This is a genomic window from Anaerolineales bacterium, from assembly GCA_016928575.1.
Classification (GTDB): Bacteria; Chloroflexota; Anaerolineae; order Anaerolineales; family RBG-16-64-43; genus JAFGKK01.
In genome coordinates this window covers 15865-35161 of sequence record JAFGKK010000023.1, presented here as the reverse complement: position 1 = coordinate 35161, position 19297 = coordinate 15865, and the positions used below count along the sequence as shown (strand labels likewise).

At 63.7% G+C, this 19297-nt stretch carries 13 protein-coding genes; all 13 read left to right on the top strand.

From position 1 onward, the window contains the following. Positions 1–38: 38 nt before the first annotated feature. The 13 genes from JW929_03675 to JW929_03615 all read left to right on the top strand — a co-directional run bounded on the left by JW929_03675 (position 39) and on the right by JW929_03615 (position 19137). Complete coding sequence (locus JW929_03675) at positions 39–1172, top strand: glycosyltransferase family 4 protein (protein ID MBN1438486.1); 1134 nt, start codon at positions 39–41, stop codon at positions 1170–1172. 806 nt (positions 1173–1978) lie between these two features. After that, entirely contained in the window at positions 1979–3649 is a 1671-nt protein-coding gene (locus JW929_03670) for a glycosyltransferase family 39 protein (protein MBN1438485.1), read from the top strand. 838 nt (positions 3650–4487) lie between these two features. Next, complete coding sequence (locus tag JW929_03665; GenBank protein MBN1438484.1) at positions 4488–5681, top strand: glycosyltransferase; 1194 nt, start codon at positions 4488–4490, stop codon at positions 5679–5681. Positions 5682–5688: 7 nt separating this feature from the next. Further along, positions 5689–7203 (top strand): undecaprenyl/decaprenyl-phosphate alpha-N-acetylglucosaminyl 1-phosphate transferase, encoded by a 1515-nt coding sequence (locus JW929_03660; protein MBN1438483.1) that lies wholly within the window; start codon positions 5689–5691, stop codon positions 7201–7203. Beyond that, a complete protein-coding gene (locus JW929_03655; GenBank protein MBN1438482.1) occupies positions 7200–8174 on the top strand; it encodes a GDP-mannose 4,6-dehydratase in 975 nt (324 codons plus the stop codon). The genes JW929_03660 and JW929_03655 overlap by 4 nt, the downstream gene beginning before the upstream one ends. A gap of 12 nt (positions 8175–8186) precedes the next feature. Beyond that, on the top strand, positions 8187–9608 hold the full coding sequence (locus JW929_03650; protein ID MBN1438481.1) for a sugar transferase: 1422 nt from the start codon (positions 8187–8189) through the stop codon (positions 9606–9608). A gap of 49 nt (positions 9609–9657) precedes the next feature. Further along, positions 9658–10629, top strand: a complete 972-nt coding sequence (locus tag JW929_03645) for a GNAT family N-acetyltransferase (protein MBN1438480.1) — start codon at positions 9658–9660, stop codon at positions 10627–10629. Next, a complete protein-coding gene (locus JW929_03640; protein ID MBN1438479.1) occupies positions 10626–11030 on the top strand; it encodes a phage holin family protein in 405 nt (134 codons plus the stop codon). Before JW929_03645 ends, JW929_03640 begins: the two co-directional genes overlap by 4 nt. Before the next feature lie 392 nt (positions 11031–11422). Then, entirely contained in the window at positions 11423–12751 is a 1329-nt protein-coding gene (locus tag JW929_03635; GenBank protein MBN1438478.1) for a glycosyltransferase family 39 protein, read from the top strand. Positions 12752–12808: 57 nt separating this feature from the next. Beyond that, positions 12809–14680: a cellulase family glycosylhydrolase gene (locus JW929_03630; protein MBN1438477.1), complete on the top strand. Its 1872-nt coding sequence runs from the start codon at positions 12809–12811 to the stop codon at positions 14678–14680. 254 nt (positions 14681–14934) lie between these two features. After that, positions 14935–15303 carry an MBL fold metallo-hydrolase gene (locus JW929_03625; GenBank protein MBN1438476.1) on the top strand — a complete coding sequence of 123 codons (369 nt, stop codon included), beginning with the start codon at positions 14935–14937 and terminating at the stop codon, positions 15301–15303. Positions 15304–15462: 159 nt separating this feature from the next. Beyond that, complete coding sequence (locus tag JW929_03620) at positions 15463–16704, top strand: MFS transporter (protein MBN1438475.1); 1242 nt, start codon at positions 15463–15465, stop codon at positions 16702–16704. A 219-nt stretch (positions 16705–16923) separates the two neighbouring features. Continuing rightward, the gene (locus tag JW929_03615; GenBank protein ID MBN1438474.1) at positions 16924–19137 is read left to right on the top strand and encodes a UvrD-helicase domain-containing protein; all 2214 of its coding nucleotides are present in this window, start codon (positions 16924–16926) and stop codon (positions 19135–19137) included. Positions 19138–19297: the final 160 nt, after the last annotated feature.

Sequence of the window (19297 nt, the reverse complement as noted above, 5' to 3'; positions counted from 1 at the left end):
CTTCTCCCGCGTCTCCGCTTCTTCCCCGGGGTGAATTGATGCCGTCGTCGCAGCGGATTCGGGTGCTTCATTTATTAAAGGCCGTTGGCATCGCCGGGGCGGAAAGCCATCTGCTTGCGCTTCTGCCCGCCTTGCTCTCTTTCGCGGTGGATCCGTCGGTGATCCTCTTGGAAGATCCGCGGCGGCCGCAGGACGCCCTGCGCGCCCGGTGGGAAGCGGCCGGAATCTCCGTTTTCACTCTGCCCATCCGCGGACATATCGATCCGTCGCTGCCCGCCCGATTGGGCGGCCTCCTCCGGCGCGAGCCGTTCGACATTCTGCATGCCCACCTGCCGCACGGGGAAGTGTACGGCGAGATCGCGATGCGGGCGTTTCCCGCGCGGCCGTTCGTGGTTTCCCGCCACAACGACGACCGCTTCCGCCGTTGGCTTCCCCTGCGGCCGGTCTTCGCCCCGTCGCTCCGGCGCGCGGGCCGGATCATCGCGATCTCGCAGGCCGTGCGGCGTTTTCTGGTGGAAACGGAAGGGGCGCCCGCGCAAAAAATCGAGGTCGTCCCCTACGGGATCGACGCGGATTCATTCGCGCGCTCGGCTCACCCGGGAAAATTCCGGCGCGAAATCGGCGCTGGCGGCGAGTCGATCGTCGGATTCGTCGGGCGGTTGACGCGCCAGAAGGGAGTCGACATTCTGCTGCGGGCGTTCGCGTCGGTGGAAAGGGAGCTTCCGGCGGCGCGGCTTGTCCTGGCGGGCGACGGGCCGGATCGGCCCGCACTGGAGCGGCTCGCGCACTCGCTCGGCCTCCGGCGGGCGCGGTTCCTCGGCTGGCGCGATGACGCGGCCGACGTGATGGCCGGCGCCGACCTGCTCGCGATTCCCTCGCGCTGGGAGGGTTTCGGTCTGGTGGCGCTGGAGGCCATGGCCCTCGGGAAGCCGGTTGTCGCCGCGGACGTTTCCGCGCTTCCGGAAATCGTCGTCCCGGAGGAAACCGGCCTGCTCGTTTCTCCGGGGGATCCGGCCGGCTTGGCGGAGTCGATCCGCGCGCTTGCGGCGGACCGGCCGCGGGCGGAGCGGATGGGGCGCGCGGGGAGCGAGCGGGTGCGGAAGGAATTTCCGGTGGAGAAGATGGCGGAACGGACGGTGAAGGCATATAGAAAAATTGTAATAGCGTCGTAAGATGGAAGATCTACATAGGGCGAAGTATGAATACCCCTTTGCGCAATCCGTGGAAGAGACTTTTCGAGATGCGTACGATTTTCTCGATATTGGAACTTCACCGCGCTGTCCTAACGAGATGCGGCTCTTTGAGTTTGTAATAAAATAGATTGACCACCGGTGCAGTTCTGTGCATTCAGGTTAAGGAGTATGTAGCCAATTAATTTCTGGCGGCAGAAGCATATTGCGGATACTTCGCCCCCGTGGAATCGTGCTCACGACCGCGGTGTTCATGGCGTCGTATCATTAAGGGCATGGCGCATTCCGTCAGACCGATAATGCTCCCCCCTTTTTATTTTGGGGCGTTTCACCCATCCGGATTTTGAATTTATTTTTCAGGTTTCGGAATGTGGATATATTTACTATAGAAGACTCAGTCGAATTCCGGCTCAGACTTATTATTGTGGCCTATTGTTGATGATTGTGGATTCGCGTCCGGTTTATTCCCTCCGCAAAGTCCAAGAATGACTCAGTCCCCGCTAAAACGAATTTATTTTGGTTTTCACATCCGTGCAGAGTACCGAAGTAGACACGGAGGGATTGGTAAACCAGGGCCTGTAAGCGAAATCGTAGCGTCATTCACGGCGGCGGTTGCTCGTGGAAGTGATGCAAAACACTTGCACTCATCTGCGCTGCCGGCGGCACCAATCCATCGCCGTCCGCTGGGTCCATGAGCATGATATAATCGCACCTTGGCACCTCACAAATTACACCGTCTCCATAGCGTAAAACTAATTGAAATGATCTTAAAACGAAGTCTGTTGTTCTTGATCCTGCTGTTGGCACTTGGGCTGCGGCTGTGGGGCCTTGACAATGGGTTGCCCCACGGGCAGGTGACGGACGAGAGTTCGGGCATCTCGGCTTCATTGAGAATCGCGTCGGGTGCTCCGCCCGATTATGCCTACATTCGTGCGGGCTGGGATATCATGCAATGGTCGGCTCTAGGCCCGTATTATGCGGCGCTTAAATTAACAAATCCCGGATTCTCGACTGCGGATTTTGAAGCGCTGTATTTCACCCACCGGGAATATTTTATTCTGGTGGTGCGCATTATGACGGTTTTCTTGACGCTGGCGGGCGTGTTTTTAGCCTATTTGACGGGCCGAGAACTGACTGGTAATGACGGGGGTGGATTGCTCGCCGGGCTGTTTATGGGCGTCCAACCTTTCGCTGCGTATCTGGCTCATTATTCGCTTTCAGACAACATGGGACTCCTGGGTGTCACGATAACCCTGACGGCGTCCGTGTATATGGCTCGGCGCGGCACACGCTGGTCCTATATCCTGGGTGGAATCGGACTGACAATCGCCATGCTAGGCCATCTGCAAACGGTTGTCGTTGGTATCGCACTGGTACTGGCCCATATAATCTATTGGTGGCGGCAGCCCGGGCGTCCGATCTCATTCTTGGCAACACACTGGTTGTGGGCTTTGCTGGCGTTTGTCGTAAGCCACCTAATTTTAAACCCTTACATTATCCTGGATACGGACGCGGTTCTCAGCGACATCGGTTTTATTTTCAGCGAGCGGTTCAGTACTACGAACACCCTCGCAGAGCGAATTGAAAACATCAAGGCCAACGCTCTGCTGCCATTAATCCCGATGCGGCCTTATCTTGCATTGCTATCCCTCGCCGGAACGGCACTGGCAATCCTGCGTCGCAGACTTGAACCGCTAGTTCTCGCCGTTTTCCTGATTTTATTCTCGTTTAGCATGATGCCCGCGCCGGGACCGCGAATCACATTCTGGCTGGCGACCGCCTTCCCGGTGGCGATACTTGGCGCCTATGCCATATGGACTTGGTCGCAGTACGAACGGCGGAAGCAACGCTGGATTGCCGTCAGTGTAGGCTCAATTGCACTGGTATTGGCCCTTGGCGAATGCCTATTGATAGACAGCGCCATGGCTGCTCCAAATACGCGATCTGCGGCATACGAGTATATTATCCAGCACATCCCGGAAAATTCCCGCATCTTGATCGGTGAGCCTTTTACCTTCAGCGTGCCGCTGGCGCGTAACGCGACCAGTATCCAGCGGATGCAAACGCTGACGACCCTCCCGCCCAGTTACGCGTATAGGTTGTCGCATCCGGACCTTTTCCACCAGCCTGAGTATGATCTTTTCGGCGCGGAGTTCCAATCCCAAATCACGGATCACGCGACATGGTGGAATTTCGTCCGGGCGAATGACATTGAATATGTGATCGAAAACGATTATTGCCAGGGATCCAGCCGTTACGGCGTGGACAGTGTCATTGAGTTCCCCGTGATAGATGACCAAACCCGCACTGAGCTGCAACTTGTTCAAGTCTTTTCGCCGTTTCGATCGGAAAGCTGCGAGCAAAGCATCGAAAACCGAACGCCAATGGAAAAGATGGATTTGCTGGGTTGGATTCGAGTAGGGCCAGTGATTCGCTTGTATCGTGTTCCGGCGGCATAAACCATCCACTATAAAGAGTGAAGATCTTGCACTTCGGCTCGCCCATACCTGTCTTGGAGGCCAGCCAAAAACGTCGTGAGAAGAGAGGTTTATCTGAATCGCGATCGTGCCCGCCAACCAACATGAATGCAAGCCCCATTTCGCAAGTGCGGCTGGGTATTATTGCTTTCCCCCCGCTTTAACAATAAGGTATCCCGTGGTAAACGAAGCAAAATGATGATGGGAAAATTGAGGAATGGTAAATTCACAAATCAAGTCCTGAATCAATTGGTAAAAGAAAGTATCTACTCAGCCTCTCCCTCATCCGCCCTCCCGTCGCCGTCCATCGCTGTCCCTTGCTGCGCTCGGGACAGTGACGGGAGGATGGGATGAGGGGGTAATATCGGGGCTTGTTTTTCTACGCTTCTTCCCATCCATGAAGCGGGCTGAGAAGATACAAAAGAGAAAGAATAACTATAACCGTTCACAACCATTTTTTCAGAGTCGCATATCATATAAGGAAGGAAACAGCCGACCTTATTCATCTCATTAATCATAAGACACAATGGTGGTGATGAATCCGAAAGAAGCATACGTCCTTGCCGAATCGGAAGTCCGCGGGGTTATCAAGAAGGCGGGGGACTTTTTCCGGCCAAGATATTAATGGGTATTAGTCACGGTTCTCATATTATTTCTCTTCAGACGGTAGGGGGTTGGGAATACCTCCCCGGTGAATCACCTATTAATGTCCCGGAGCCTGCCCTTGGCTGATCTTCCCGGAAGGGCGGCGGAAGCGCCGCCTATTCTCCAAAAAGGCGCCCCGTCCTTGGTATATAATCATCCCCGGACTCCGGCTCCAATGGACAAAAAACCCGAACGCCCCCTGCGGATCGTCCTCGTCATCGCGCGACTGAACGTCGGTGGGCCGGCCACGCACGTGATCGAGTTGGCGGCTGGGCTTCCCCGCGGCCGCTTTGAAGTTCGGCTGGTTTCCGGGCGCGAGGGGCGCGGCGAGGCCGGGATGCATTACCTGGCCGCCGAACGAGGCGTCAAACCGGAAATCCTCTCCGCCCTTTCCCCCCGCCTCGGACCCGCCGATCTGGCCGCGTTCGTCCAACTCCTGCGCCTGTTCCGGTCGTGGAAGCCCGACGTGGTCCACACCCACACGGCCAAAGCCGGAGCGCTCGGGCGGGCGGCGGCCCGCTGCGCCGGGGTCCCGGCCGTTATCCACACATTTCACGGACACGTCCTGCGCGGATATTTTCCCCGGCCGGTTGAGGTCTTTTTCCGCTCGGTGGAACGCGGATTGACGCGGATCAGCGACCGGATCGTCACCCTCAGCCCGGCGCTGAAGGCCGATCTGGCGGAGATGGGCGTCGCCGATCCGGCCAAGATTGAGATCATCCCGCTTGGAATGGACCTCAAACCCCTGCTCGGGTGCGATCCGCGCCGCGGCGAATTGCGGTCGGAATTGGGAATCGGCGCCGAAGAAAAACTGATCGGGATCGTCGGCCGGCTGGTGCCGATCAAGAATCACCGCCTTTTTTTGGAGGCGGCGCGAAGCATGGTAAACTCGGGGGTCCCGGCCCGGTTTATCATCGTCGGGGACGGCGAAATGCGGGAGCCGCTCGGGCAATACGCTTTCGAATTGGGGATCCGGGAGCGCGTGCATTTCCTGGGATGGCGAAAAGACATGGTTCCGGTCTATGCCGGACTGGATCTGCTCGCGCTGACTTCCGCAAACGAGGGCACCCCCGTGGCGGTGATCGAAGCCATGGCCGCCGGCGTGCCGGTGGCGGCCGCGGCGGTGGGAGGCGTGCCGGACGTCGTCCGGGACGGATTGACCGGACGGCTCTTCCCGGCCGGCGACGCCGGTGCTGCGGTCCGGGCCTGGCGCGAGGCCCTTGCGGAAAAAGAACCGACGGAGCGGATGCGCGTGCTCGCCCGCCGGGAAGTGGAGGAACGTTTCGGCCGTGAGCGGATGCTTTCCGCCATGGCCGCGCTGTACGAGGCGCTCGCCCGCGGCAAAGCGGGCGCGCCCGGCCCGCGGTGACCAGCGGATGGACGCCTACCTTCCCCTCATTATCTTTTCCTTTCTGGCCGCCTTCGTCGCCACGCCGGTGATCGGCCGGGTTGCGTTCCGCACGGGTTTCGTCGACGCCCCCAAGCCGCACAAGATGCACGTGCGCCCGATGCCGCTGTTGGGGGGCCTGGCGATCTACCTCGCGCTGTGCGCGGTCTTGCTGCGGGTCGACTTCTCCACCGAGGTGGTCCCGATGGCGGCGGTGGCGGTCGGGGCAACCCTGCTGATGCTGGTGGGCCTGTGGGACGACCGCCGGGGGGTTTCGCCGCGGGTGAAACTGCTGGCGCAGATCGCCGCCGCGGTGCTGGCGGCGGCGGCCGGGATCCAGGTGCGGATCACCCCCTTCCCCGCCGTCAACTTCGCGGTCACCCTTTTCTGGTTCGTGGGCATCACCAACGCCATCAACCTGATGGACAACATGGACGGACTGGCGGCGGGGATCTGCTCCGTCGCCGCGCTCTTCTTCACCATCCTGGCCGCCTCGGCCCGCCAGGGTTTGGTGGCGAGCCTGGCGGCGGCGGTCACCGGCGCCTCGCTGGGATTCCTCTACTACAACATCTCCCCGGCGATGATCTTCATGGGCGACACCGGCTCGCTGCTGCTCGGGTTCCTGCTGGCGGTGATCGGCGTCGAATACTCGCCGACCAACCTTCCCTTGGGATCGACCTGGATGGCGCCGATCGTTGTCCTGGGCTTGCCCATCTTCGACACCACGCTGGTCACTTTTTCACGGCTGTTCAACCGGCGGCCGGTTTCCCGGGGCGGAACGGACCACACCTCGCACCGGTTGGCGCGGCTCGGCCTGGGGATCAACCGCGCGGTTTTTTCCATGTATCTGGCCGCCGGACTGCTCGGGATCCTGGCCGTTTTGATGACCCGCTCCCGGCCGGAAACGGCCGTCCTGATGTTTGCCGGATTGCTGGTTGCGGGATTAATCGGCCTGGCGGTGCTGGAGCGGGCGCGGCCGATCCCGCTCAACAATCCGCTGATCCTGATCCTGGCGGAGGACGAGCAGGGAGTCGCCGCGGTTAAAGCCGCGCGGATGCTTTCGGAAAACCTGGTCGTCGCGGCCTCGCCCCGCGCCTCCCGTTCGGCGCTGAAGGCGTACTTGCGGGCCCTGGCGCTGGAAGGGGAAGCCTTCGCGGCGTGGATGGATTCCGGGATCGGCGAAGCGATCGGACAGCCGCAGGATTGGCATCGCTTGTTTCGCCTGGCGGGGAAGCTGTTGCCGTTTCCGGACGGACTCGAGACGCAGAAGGTCGGCGAATTGTTCCGCGAAGCGCATCTGATCGTTTTTTGCCGGGGCGCCGGTTGGCCGGAGGAGATCCGCAAGGGAGCGGCCGAATTCTCCGGCCGCCTGCTGGCCGCTCCCGGCGCGGAGCTCGCCTGCGGCGCGCCCACGGCCGAGGGGGCGTGGGCGGATCCGCCGGCCCTGGCCCGGGCGCTGGAAGAAACCATGCTCGGCGTTCGTCGAAAGGACAAGCCCTCATGACCCATACGTTGATCACCGGCGGCGCCGGGTTCATCGGCAGCCACCTGGCCGAAGCCCTGCTCGAGCGGGGGGAGGAGGTCACCGTCATCGACGACCTCTCCACCGGCCGCTTCGAGAATATCGAACCGCTGACGAAAAACCCCGGATTCTCCTTCGCGCTCGAGACGATCACCAACGAAACGGTGATGGACCGCCTGGGGAGCGAGTGCGACCGGATCCTCCACCTGGCCGCGGCGGTGGGGGTCCAGCTGATCGTCAATGATCCGGTCCGGACCATCGAAACCAACGTGATGGGCAGCGAGGCGGTCCTGCGGGTCGCCCGCCGGTATCGGCGGAAGGTGTTTCTGGCTTCGTCCTCCGAGGTCTACGGCAAGAACAACAAGGTGCCCTTCCGTGAGGACGACGACGGCGTGTTCGGCGCGACGACGGTCACCCGCTGGGCCTACGCCACTTCGAAGGCGCTGGACGAGTTTCTGGCGCTCGCCTATCACCGCTCGCAAAACCTGCCGGTGGTGATCGGGCGGTTCTTCAACACCGTCGGCCCGCGGCAGAGCGCCCAGTACGGGATGGTCATTCCGCGCTTCGTCCGCCAGGCGCTGGCGGGGGAGCCCATCACCGTCTACGACGACGGTCTGCAATCCCGCTGCTTCTGCAACGTGCGCGACGTGGTCCGGGCGATTCTGCTGCTGATCGAGAATCCGGCGGCGGAAGGACAGGTGTTCAACATCGGATCGACCGAGGAGATCGGCGTGCGCGCGCTGGCCGAGACGGTCAAAAAGCTGACCGGATCCTCCTCCGAGATTAAACACATATCCTACCAGCAGGCTTACGACGGCGGATTCGAGGATATGCGCCAGCGCGTTCCCGACATCCAAAAGATCCGGCGCGTCACCGGATGGAAGCCGGAGATCTCGCTCGCGCAGACCCTCGACGAAATCATCGGTTTTTTCCGCCGGCAGCCCAAAGCCTGACCGGCGGCTTCCATGGCGAACGCACCGTCGGTCCAGCGCAGCGGCCTCACCCTTTCCGAACGCCAGGCGTTGCTGTTCGCCGGCGACCTGCTTTGCATCGTTCTCGCCGTCGGCGTTTCCTGGATCGGATGGACCTGGATCGACCCGGCCGTCCAGGGTCTGACGGCGTTGTTCCGGATGCGCGATCCTGTCACGCCCTTCCTGCTGCTTGGGCCGGCGTGGTTTTTCCTCATCTTTCACCTGTACGATCCGCACGTCGCCTTTTCGAGCGAGCGCACCATCTCGGGCCTGGCGCTGGCCACGGGCGTTTCTTTGTTCCTCTACCTCGGACTGTATTTTTTCGCCGACGCCAATACGCTTCCCCGCATTCCGATCCTGATGTTTATGGGGTCGGTCAGCGTGCTGGAATTCGGCTGGCGGATGCTGGCGATCCGTTTGTTCACCCTGCCGATGCTGCAGCGGCCGGTTCTGATCATCGGCGCCGGACGGGCGGGGACGATGATCCTGAGCGTGCTGACCCGGGAGGTTCCCGGGCATTTCCGGGTGTGCGGGATGATCGACGACGATCCGCAGAAGCGCGGAACCAAGGTTAAGGGGGTCCCGATCCTCGGCGGTTGGGAGGTTCTGCAGGAGGCGGTCGGGATGCAGGGCGCTCCCGTCCTGATTCTCGCCATCACCGGCCGGATCCGCCCGGAATTGTTTCAGGCGGTTCTCGACTGCCAGGAGCGCGGCGCGGAAGTGATCCGCATGCCCGCCCTTTACGAATCCCTGCTCGGACGCGTGCCGATCGGCTACCTCAGCGCGGATTGGCTGCTGACGTCGTTCCTCGACAGCGTCCGGGTCAACAGCCTCTACGGCCCGCTCAAAAGGCTGATCGACGTCGCCGCGGCGCTGGTCGGCCTCGCCTTCACCGTCGCCACGTTTCCCCTGCTGGGTCTGCTGATCCGGCTGGATACGCGCGGCCCGATCCTCTACCGCCAGGAACGGTCGGGCAAGGGCGGGCATCCGATCGGGGTTTGGAAATACCGGACGATGGTGGAACACGCCGAGCCCGACGGCGAAGCCCGCTGGGCGTCGCCCGCGGATCCGCGGACGACGCGGGTGGGCAAATGGATGCGGCGCACCCGGCTGGACGAGTTTCCGCAGTTCTGGAACGTCCTGCGCGGAGACATGAGCCTGATCGGCCCGCGGCCCGAGCGGCCGGAGTGGATCGCCCAATTGGAAAAACAGATTCCCTTCTACCGCGCCCGGCTGCTGGTTCAGCCGGGCTTGACGGGCTGGTCGCAGGTGAATTTCGGCTACGTGCGCACGGTCGAAGACACCGCCCTCAAGCTGGAATACGATCTGTACTACATCCGCCACTTGTCCTTGATGCTCGACATGAAAATCGCCTTGCGGACGCTCGGAACCATCCTCCGCTTTCAGGGATCCTGATGCGTTGCCGCGCGACGCCGACCGGCCTCGCCTCCCCTCTCTCACGGGAATGAGCGGTTCCGCCGCCGGCCCGCGTCGGGCCCGCTTCCCGCACGACGTGCCGCAAATCACCCGGCTGGTGGAATTGTGCTTCGCCGACGTGCTGGATTCCTCCGCCCGGCGGTCGCTGCACGACGTGCGCTGGATCGCGGAGCTGGGCGGCGCGGCCTGGAGCCTCTCGCGGCTGGTCGGCGCCGTTCAGCCCGACGAATGGGTGCTCGGATCGGTGTGGACGGAGGCGGGGAGCCTGGTAGGCAACGCCACCATCACCCGCCGGACTCCGGAAGCGGGAGCCTGGCTGCTTTCCAACGTCGCCGTCCATCCGGATTTCCGGCGCCGGGGAATCGCCCGGGGGCTGGTCCGGCACGCGATGGACGCCGTCCGCGCCGAAGGCGGTCGGAAGATCTACCTGCAGGTGGATGCGGCCAACGAATCGGCGGCGCGGCTCTATCGCGAACTCGGATTCGCCGATATCGGCGGGCGGATTTCCTGGACCCGGGCAAGGGATTCTGCCGGGCCTGCGCCGGCCGCGCCTACATCCTGCAAAGTCTCCCTCCGCAAAGACGCCGAATGGGGCGAGGAATTCGCTTTGTACCGCGAGGTGACCCCGGACGGCACCGCGTGGAACGTTCCTCTCGCGGCGGAGGCGTTCCGCCCCTCGGTTGGGAAGCGCCTCAGACACCTGCTGGAGGGAAGGACGGTGAAGCATTTTCTCGCCCGCGGGCAGGGGGATGCGCTGGCCGCCCTCACGATGTACGAACGTCCGACCGGATGGGAGGGGGTGCTGATCCAGCGCGCCGGAACCTGCGGCCGGGTGGAACGGGCGCTGGTGGACGCCGCCGTGCAATACCGTACGCCGGACGGCAGAGCGGCGCTGGAGACGACGCCGGAGGCCTCGGCCGACGTCCTGATAGAACTTGGGTTCCAAAAACGACGTACATTTCAGTGGATGCGTTATACTTTTTCTGGAGGTGTCCTATGACCCGATTTCTAGTCCGATTGGGAATCAACTCGGTCGCCATTTATTTGGCCATCCGTCTCGTGCCGGAAATCTACATCCTCCTCCGGCCGGGGCAGGGGCTGGTCGTGGAATCCGCCCACTGGCTGGCGATCGTCGTCCTGGCGCTGATCCTGGGGCTGGTTAATTCGCTCCTGGCGCCGCTGCTGAAATTCCTGACCTGCCCGTTCATCCTGCTCACCCTAGGGCTGTTCACCCTGCTGATCAACACCTTCCTCTTCTGGCTGACTGGACAGATCGGCGGATTATTCGGCTTCGGGTACCGGGCGGATTTTCTGGCGGCCTTTCTTGGGGCGCTGATCGTGACGGTCGTCAACACGGTGCTGTCGGCGTTCTTCAAGGATCAACTCAAGAAAGCGAATTGACCGGCGGTGAAAAACCTCCTTTGGAATTGATCCCGTCCTGGATTATCTTTGCCCGGTGATGGCGGGAAAGCCCTTGGCGGGCCGGGTGATCTTCCGAGGCGGATAGCCTGTTCATGCCGGACGAGCTGGGGAAAAAGCAAAAAATGCGGCGATTCCAAAGCCTCCGCAGAGAGCCCGGCAAGCCCGGGTCCTCACGGCGGACTGGCCGGGCAGGGCAACCGCCTCAGCCGCCTTTTTCGACTCCCATTCATTAAGGCGCCCCTCTCCCGCTCCGAAGCAGCGGGGAGAGGGGCGCCTTCCGCTTTTCCCCCATCGCGTCCCTTGTGAGGCTATAATTCGGCGGGCTTTCAAAGCGGTTTCCGTCCGACGGCTTTGTACTGGGAGCGGCTGTCTTGGCGATCAGCCTCCGAAAAAGAACCCTTTATCTAGCGGCAATCCTCGCGGCCGCTCTGACGTGCGCGCTGGCCTACGCCTTCGGATTCCGCATTGCGCCGATGGTCGACGCGCGCTGGTACGACACGATCGGCTGGAACCTGGCGCAAGGCGGGGGCTTCCGGCTGGTGGAAGGCTCGGCGCTGGCGGAAGACCCGGCGATCGCCGTCGTCGGCCCCGGGTATCCGTATTTCCTAGCGGTGATCTACCGCCTTCTGGGACATCATCTCGAGCCGGTTTGGATCGTCCAATCCCTGCTGCACGCGCTGAACGCGCTGCTGGTGTTCCATCTGGCAAGCAAGGTGCTGGGCGAATCGGAGGACCGGGATGGATTGGCCCTGCTGGCGGCGGCGCTGTACGGATTCAATCCGGACCTGATCCAGATCGCCGCCATGCTATTCACGGAAACCCTCTACCTTACCTTGATCCTGCTTGCGGCGGCCGGGATGGTGCGGTTCGCGGATTCCCCGACAGCCAAGGCGGCGCTCGGCACCGCCGTCCTGCTGGCGGCGGCGATCCTCGTCCGCCCGATCGCCATTCTGGCGTTGGCGGTGCTGCTCCTCCTCCTGGCGGTGAAGAAAAAATGGATTCTTCTGCCGGCGGCCGCCGCGGCGGCGGTTCTTTTGGTGGGAATCTGGACGGCGCGCAACTGCGCGGTGTACGGGCGCTGCGTCCTGCTGACCGCCGCCGGAGGCTACGACCTGTGGGTCGGCAACAATCCGGATTCCTTGGGGGAACAACTCGTGACTCCCGAGATCAACCAGTACCTGAGCGAGCACGGGTTTCTGGAAACCGACCGTCACGGCACGGAGATGTATTTCCAATACATGCTTTCGGATCCGGGGGGATTTCTCGGACTGCAAATGGTGAAAACCGCGAAATTCTTCAGCGCCCTGCGCACATCCGCATGGTGGTTTCACCTCTCGGGGATCTCCCGGCTGGTCACCTTCCTGCTTTCCGCCCCCTTTTATTTTTTCTATCTGGCGGTCGGCGGCGCCGGCTGGATCTCGGCCTTGCGCAAAGGGCCGGCCGCGGCCCGGATCGCCGCCCTGCTCGCGCTGATTGTGCCGGCGGCGGCGATTCCGATCACTGTGACCAGCCGGCTGCGGTACCCCATGTACCCGTTCCTCGCCGCACTGAGCGTGTTGGCGATCCTGCGGCTGCGGCGGGGGGAGATTCCGCGCCGCCAATTCCTGGCCGCCGGCGGGTTCGCCGCCGCCGCGACGGTCGCCGATCTGATCCTCAGCGCTCCGCAGATACCGGAACGCATCGTTCAATTGTTCCAATAGCCTGAATCCGGAATTGAAACGCGGGCGGGAAGCGCCGGGACGCGGCGGGAGAAGGGCATGATGCGCATCAGCGGAAACGAGTTGCTCGACGGGCGCGGACGGACTCTCCTCCTGCGGGGCGTCAATCTCGGCGGGAGCAGCAAGGTGCCCTTCCGTCCGGACGGCGCCACGCACATCCGCGAAAATTTTTTCGGTCATCGCGGGGTTTCGTTCGTCGGCCGGCCCTTTCCGCTGGAGGAGGCCGACGAGCACCTCGGGCGCCTGCGGGCGTGGGGCTTCAATTTCCTGCGCTTCCTCGTCACCTGGGAGGCGGTCGAGCACGCCGGGCCGGGGATCTACGACGAGGAGTACCTCGAGTACGTGCGCGCCGTCGTGGAAAAAGCCGGCCGGCACGGCTTTCTGCTGTTCATCGATCCGCACCAGGACGTGTGGAGCCGGTTTTCCGGCGGAGACGGCGCACCGGGCTGGACTCTCGAGGCCGCCGGTTTCGACCTCCGCAACCTGCACGCGACCGGGGCGGCTGTCCTGCATCCCTTCCACGAAGGCCCGCTTCCGCGGATGATCTGGCCGACCAACGAAGCCAAGCTGGCGGCCGGGACGATGTTCACGCTGTTCTTCGGCGGGAATGTTTTCGCCCCCCGGCTCCGGGTGGAGGGCGAACCGATCCAGGATTTTCTCCAGCGCCGCTACCTCGGCGCCGTGTGCCGACTGGCCGAGCGGCTGAAGGACCTGCCCTGCGTCGTCGGCTACGACACCTTGAACGAACCCGGCAAGGGGTTTCTCGGCTGGGAGGATCTGCGCCGGCCGGGCGGCTATGTTAAAGTCGGCCCGCTGCCGAGCCCGTTTCAATCCATGCTGCTCGGCTCCGGGTTTTCACAGGCGGTCGAAGTTTGGGAGGCCGGCCCGACGGGATTCCGCAGGACGGGAAGCCGGATTTTGAACGAAGGCAGACGAAGCGCTTGGCTGCCGGGCAGGGAGTGCCCCTGGCGCGGGCACGGGGTCTGGGATGTCGGGGCGGACGGCCGGCCGCGCTGTCTGGCGCCGGAGTATTTCGCCGCGCGCAACGGAAGGCGGGTGGATTTTTCTCAGGATTATTATCTGCCCTTCGCCCGCCGTTTCGCCGAGGCCGTCCGCGCGGTGGATCCCAAGGCTGTCGTTTTCATCGAAAGTTCGCCGGAGACTCCACCGCCCGAGTGGAAGGCCGGCAACATCGTTTACGCTCCGCACTGGTACGACGGATCGGTCCTGTTCTTCCGCAACTTCTCGGCTTGGCTGGCCACCAATGCCCACACCGGGCGGCCGATCTTCACCCCGTGGTACATCCGGCGCTCCTTCCGCGAGCAGCTCGAGTTGTTCCGCTGTTGGGCGGAGCAAAGGCTGGACTCCCCTCCGGTTCTGATCGGCGAATCCGGGATCGCCTACGACCTGCAGGACAAACGGGCTTACCGGACGGGCGATTTCCGCCAGCAGGCGCGCGCGATGGACCGGCTGATGCGCGCGTTCGAGGACGCGCGGCTGAGTCTGACGCTGTGGAACTACACAGCCGACAACACCAACGCCCACGGGGACGGTTGGAACAACGAGGACCTTTCCATCTTCAGCCGCGACCAGCAGAGCGACCCGCGCGACGTGAATTCGGGGGGGCGCGCTTTGGGGGCGGTGGTGCGGCCGTATGTCCGGGCGGCGGCCGGGGAGCTTCTGCGGATGAGCTTCGACGTCCGCCGGCGGACCTTCTCCTGCGCCTTCCGCCACGCCGCCGACGTGATCGGACCAACGGAGGTCTTTGTCCCGCGGTTCCACTACCCGGACGGGGCGGACGTGAGCGTCTCCGACGGAACCTATGAGTACCGGTGGGAGGAGCAGGTCCTCCTCTACCGCCACACCGCCGCGCGGGAAACCCACACAATCCGGATCCGGCCGAGGCGCTAGGAGGGCGGGAGGCGGGCGCCGGGCGCGATTCCAAGGGACGGGGTTCCGGGGAATCGGGAACGCCTGCAAGGTAAAAAAAGACCTGCAGGAACCACTCCGAGGCCGCATACAGCCGATCCTTCGAGGCCGGAAGGCCGCCCGGGGGGAGAGGGGGCGCTTGAGGAATCCGCCGCGATCGGTTTCCGCACCGCCGGCTCGCGGCGATGAAAAGGAATCCCGGCCTCAGCGAGATTCGATCCATGTCTTGACGATTCATAATTGCGGAGAAATGCGCCCGCCGTTTCTCTCGCGGCGCGTGGGGGGCGTGCGTCCTGCACCGGACGGAAGACCGGCTTCTCCTGATCGACGCCGGATTGGCTAAGCGGGATTACGAGTCGCCGGCCGGGAAGCAGGAACTCCTTAAACGAATCTTCGGCGGGGTCGAGGATCCGGCAATTGCCGCCGTCCATCAGATCCGGCGGCTGGGATACGCCCCGGAAGCGGTGACCGACATCCTGATGACGCGCCTGCATTTCGACCATGCCGGAGGTCTGCCGGATTTTCCCAAAGCCGCCGTGCACGTCCAGGCCCGGGGACTGCGGTTTTTCCCCGCGGCGCATCCGGCTGACCATTTCCGGGGGTAAACACCCCTTCGGGATCGCCCTGCAATATGGTAGAACGGTGACCGGCTTTCCCCGTTCCGCAGCGGGAGGGGGAGACCCAATCCTTGAAGCAAGGACTATCCATCGTTGAATGCCAGACAGGAGTCACCCCTTCCGAAAAATTGGGCGCTTCGGTTTTCCATGATCTGGACCGGCCAGGTCTTCTCGATTTTCGGCTCGATGCTGGTCCAGTTCGCGCTGGTCTGGTGGCTCACCGCCCAAACCGGATCCGCGCTGGTCCTGACCGTCGCCACGCTGGCGGCGCTGCTGCCGACGGTGTTGATCGGACCCTTTGCCGGTGCGTTCATCGACCGCCACAACCGCCGCTGGATCATGGTGGCCGCCGACAGCCTGGTGGCGCTGGTCACGCTCTGGCTGGTGATCCTGAATGCCCGGGGGTGGATGGAAGTCGGGCACGTATATGCGGCGATGCTCTTACGGGCCGCGGCGGGCACCTTCCACTGGCCGGCGATGCTGGCGTCGACCTCGTTGATGGTCCCCCAGAAACACCTGGCGCGGGTGGGCGGGTTGAATCAAACCCTGAACGGAGCTTTGGGAATCGTGGCGCCGCCGACGGGCGCGCTGCTGGTGATGGTCTTCCCGATGCATTGGGTGCTGTCGATCGATCTCCTCACCGCGGTGTTGGCGGTCCTGCCTCTGCTGGCGATCGGCGTGCCGCAGCCGGCGGCGCCGCAGGGACATCCGGAAGAACCCCGGAAAAACATCCTCCAAGATATGCGCGTCGGCTTCCGCTATATCCGCGGCTGGAAGGGCGGCCTGCTGATCATGGCGGTGGCCGTGGTGGTGAAGTTTTTCCTCAATCCGGCCTATTCCCTGCTGCCGATCCTGGCGGTCAAACACTTCGGCGGCGGCGCACTCGAGATCGGCTGGCTGGACGCCGCCTCGAGTGTGGGGACGGTGGCGGGCGGATTGCTGCTTTCGGTTTGGGGCGGATTCAAGCGCCGGATCGTGACCGTCCTGCTGGGCATGACGGGCATGGGGACGGGCTTGCTCTTGGTGGGGTTGACGCCGCCGGACTTCTTGGCGATGGCGCTGGCCGCCATCGCCTGGGCGGGGGTGATGGGATCCCTGGTGGACGGCCCGGTCTTTGCGATTTTTCAATCGGTGATCGAACCCGGAATCCAAGGGCGGGTGATCTCGGTGTTCTTGAGCCTGATCACCGCCGTGGTTCCCCTGGGAATGATTTTCAGCGGATTGTTTGCGGACCGATTTGGAACGCCGATGCTGTTCGTGATCGCCGGGCTGGTCGCCCTGGCCGGGGCGGGGGTCTCGTTCGGCTCGAAGGAGATCCTGACCCTAGAACAAAATGCGCCGAGATGGGCGGATGAAACCCCGCCGGGCGCGGCACCGCCGATCCCATAGCCCGAACCCCCGGCGCCGGATCGGGCCGGGCGCGGCGGCCGATCGTTCGAACGCGCGGGCGGTTCCGTTCTTCCCGCGATGCGCGCGACGAGCGCGAAGGCGTGACGCCGGCATGGGGCGCTTTGCGCGCTTCGGGAAAAACGGAACCGCGTTGGAAATGGAATCGGGTTTATGATACAACGACGCGCGCGGTGAAGGCGCCGTAGGAAAAGCCCCGACATGGATTACCTACAATCGCTGAATGCGCGGCAACGCGAAGCGGTGGAGTGCGGCGAGGGGCCGGCGCTGATCGTGGCCGGTCCGGGCTCCGGCAAGACGCGCGTGCTGGCCTGCCGGTTCGCACATCTTGTCCTGCAGGCGGGGATCGCGCCGCGGCAGATCCTCGCCGTGACCTTCACCAACAAGGCCGCCCGGGAGATGCGCGAACGGATCGAGCGCCTGCTGGCCGCGGCGGACGGGGGCGACGGGCGGGAGCGAGGCCTGCGCCATCTGTCGATCGGAACCTTTCATTCATTGTGCGCCCGCTGGCTGAGGCGCGACGGCGAGGCGGTCGGCCTGCCGCGGGATTACGTGATCTTCGACGGCGACGATTCCGAGCGGACCGTGAAACAGGCCCTGCTGGACTGCAACCTGAACATCAAGCAATATTCCCCCGGGGCGGTCCAAAGCGCGATCTCGCGCGCCAAGAACGAGATGCTGTCCCCCGAACGGTTCCCAAACCTCACGCCCTTCGAACGCGCCGCGGGAAAGGCCTACCGCCGCTACCAGGAGCTGCTCGCCGCCAGCCGCGCCGCCGATTTCGACGACCTTCTGCTGTTGGCCGTGCGCCTGTTCCGGGAGCACCCCGAAATCCTCGGGCGCTACCAGGAGCGCTACCTGCACATCCTGGTGGACGAATTCCAGGATACGAACGAAGTCCAGTACGCATTGGTGAAATTGCTGGCTGAGAGGGGCCGCAACCTTTACGTTGTGGGCGACGCCGACCAGTCCATTTACCGCTGGCGCGGCGCGGATTACCGCAACGTCCAGCGCTTCCGGGAGGATTTTTCCGGAGCGCGGACGATCCTGCTCGAGGAGAACTACCGCTCGGTGCAGAACGTGCTCGACGCGGCGATGGGCGTGATCCGCGTCAACCGCGGACGGGTGGACAAGAAGCTCTTCACCCGCCGCGGCGCGGGGCGGAAGCTCGTCCTGCGCGAGGCCTACGACGAGCACGACGAAGCGCGGTTCGTGGTCGAGACGATCTCCGAGCTGACGGCGCAGATGCCTGGCGAAGGCGAGCGGACTCTCCGACCCGGGGATTGCGCGGTGATGTACCGCACCAACGCCCAATCGCGCGCCCTGGAGGAGGAATTCATCCGCGCCAACCTGCCCTACCGGCTGGTCGGCGCCCAGCGCTTCTACGGCCGGCGCGAGGTGAAGGACGCGCTGGCTTACCTGCGCCTGGTCCACAATCCGGCCGACGCGGTCAGCTTGGCGCGGGCGATCAATACCCCGACCCGCGGGATCGGCGATAAGGCCTTTGCCGCACTGCAGGAGGCCGCCGCGCGCGGGGGCCGGCAGCCGGGGACGCTGTTGCTGGCGATGGCCGATGCGGCGGCGACGGCCCGCCTCGCCGCGCTTCTCCCGCCCCGCGCCGCGCCCGCCTTCGCCGCTTTTGGACGGATGCTGGCCGATTGGCGCGCGGCGGCGGGCAAGGATACGGTCCCGGAATTGCTGAGGCGGATCCTGCGGGATATCCGCTACCGCGAATTTCTGCGGAACGGCTCGGAAGAGGGCGACGAACGCTGGGAAAACGTGGAGCAATTGATTGCGGTTGCCGAGGAGTTCGAGGAGATTCCGCTCGACCGCTTCCTAGAGGAGATCGCGCTCGTTTCCGATCAGGATACGCTGACCGAGGCGCAGGACGCGCCGGTGCTGCTCACCCTCCACGCGGCCAAGGGATTGGAATTTCCGGTGGTGTTCCTCGTCGGCTTGGACGACGGATTGCTTCCGCACATGCGCTCGATGGACGACCCGGAGGCGATGGCTGAGGAGCGCCGGCTGTTCTACGTGGGAATCACCCGCGCGATGGACCGCTTGTATCTGTTGCGCGCGTTCCGGCGGTCGGCCGGGGGCGGCGGCGGACTGATGGACGAATCGCGCTTCCTGCGCGACATCCCGCCGGACCTGCTGAGCGGGGAGGAATCCGCCGGGCGGACCTTCCCGTTCCGGCGCCGGATCGAATCGCCGCTCCGCGAAACGCCGGAGTCCGGCGCGCCGCGCGAATCCAAGTTCCGCAGCGGGATGCGAATCCGCCACAACCGCTTCGGCGAGGGCATCATCCTCGAAAGCCGGGTCCACGGCGGAGACGAAATCCTCACGGTCGAATTCGAATCGGCCGGCCTCAAGCGGTTGGACGCCGACGCCGCGCCGATCGAAGCGATCGAGTAGCCTTCCGCATCCAGCCCGCGCGCCATGGTCTCCGGGGGATGCGGGCCTTCCCGGGAGAGGACAGCCTATTCAAGCCCCAAAGCCCGTCCTGCAATGGACGCCGACGAACCGAAGGATCTTGCCGGCCGCGGCGGTTAAATTCGCGCACCGTACGGTTTCC

Coding starts and splice junctions, on each gene's coding strand:
- JW929_03675 (MBN1438486.1), top strand. CDS start 39: ATGCCGTCGTCGCAGCGGATTCGGGTGCTTCATTTATTAAAGGCCGTT.
- JW929_03665 (MBN1438484.1), top strand. CDS start 4,488: ATGGACAAAAAACCCGAACGCCCCCTGCGGATCGTCCTCGTCATCGCG.
- JW929_03660 (MBN1438483.1), top strand. CDS start 5,689: ATGGACGCCTACCTTCCCCTCATTATCTTTTCCTTTCTGGCCGCCTTC.
- JW929_03655 (MBN1438482.1), top strand. CDS start 7,200: ATGACCCATACGTTGATCACCGGCGGCGCCGGGTTCATCGGCAGCCAC.
- JW929_03650 (MBN1438481.1), top strand. CDS start 8,187: ATGGCGAACGCACCGTCGGTCCAGCGCAGCGGCCTCACCCTTTCCGAA.
- JW929_03645 (MBN1438480.1), top strand. CDS start 9,658: ATGAGCGGTTCCGCCGCCGGCCCGCGTCGGGCCCGCTTCCCGCACGAC.
- JW929_03640 (MBN1438479.1), top strand. CDS start 10,626: ATGACCCGATTTCTAGTCCGATTGGGAATCAACTCGGTCGCCATTTAT.
- JW929_03630 (MBN1438477.1), top strand. CDS start 12,809: ATGATGCGCATCAGCGGAAACGAGTTGCTCGACGGGCGCGGACGGACT.
- JW929_03620 (MBN1438475.1), top strand. CDS start 15,463: ATGATCTGGACCGGCCAGGTCTTCTCGATTTTCGGCTCGATGCTGGTC.
- JW929_03615 (MBN1438474.1), top strand. CDS start 16,924: ATGGATTACCTACAATCGCTGAATGCGCGGCAACGCGAAGCGGTGGAG.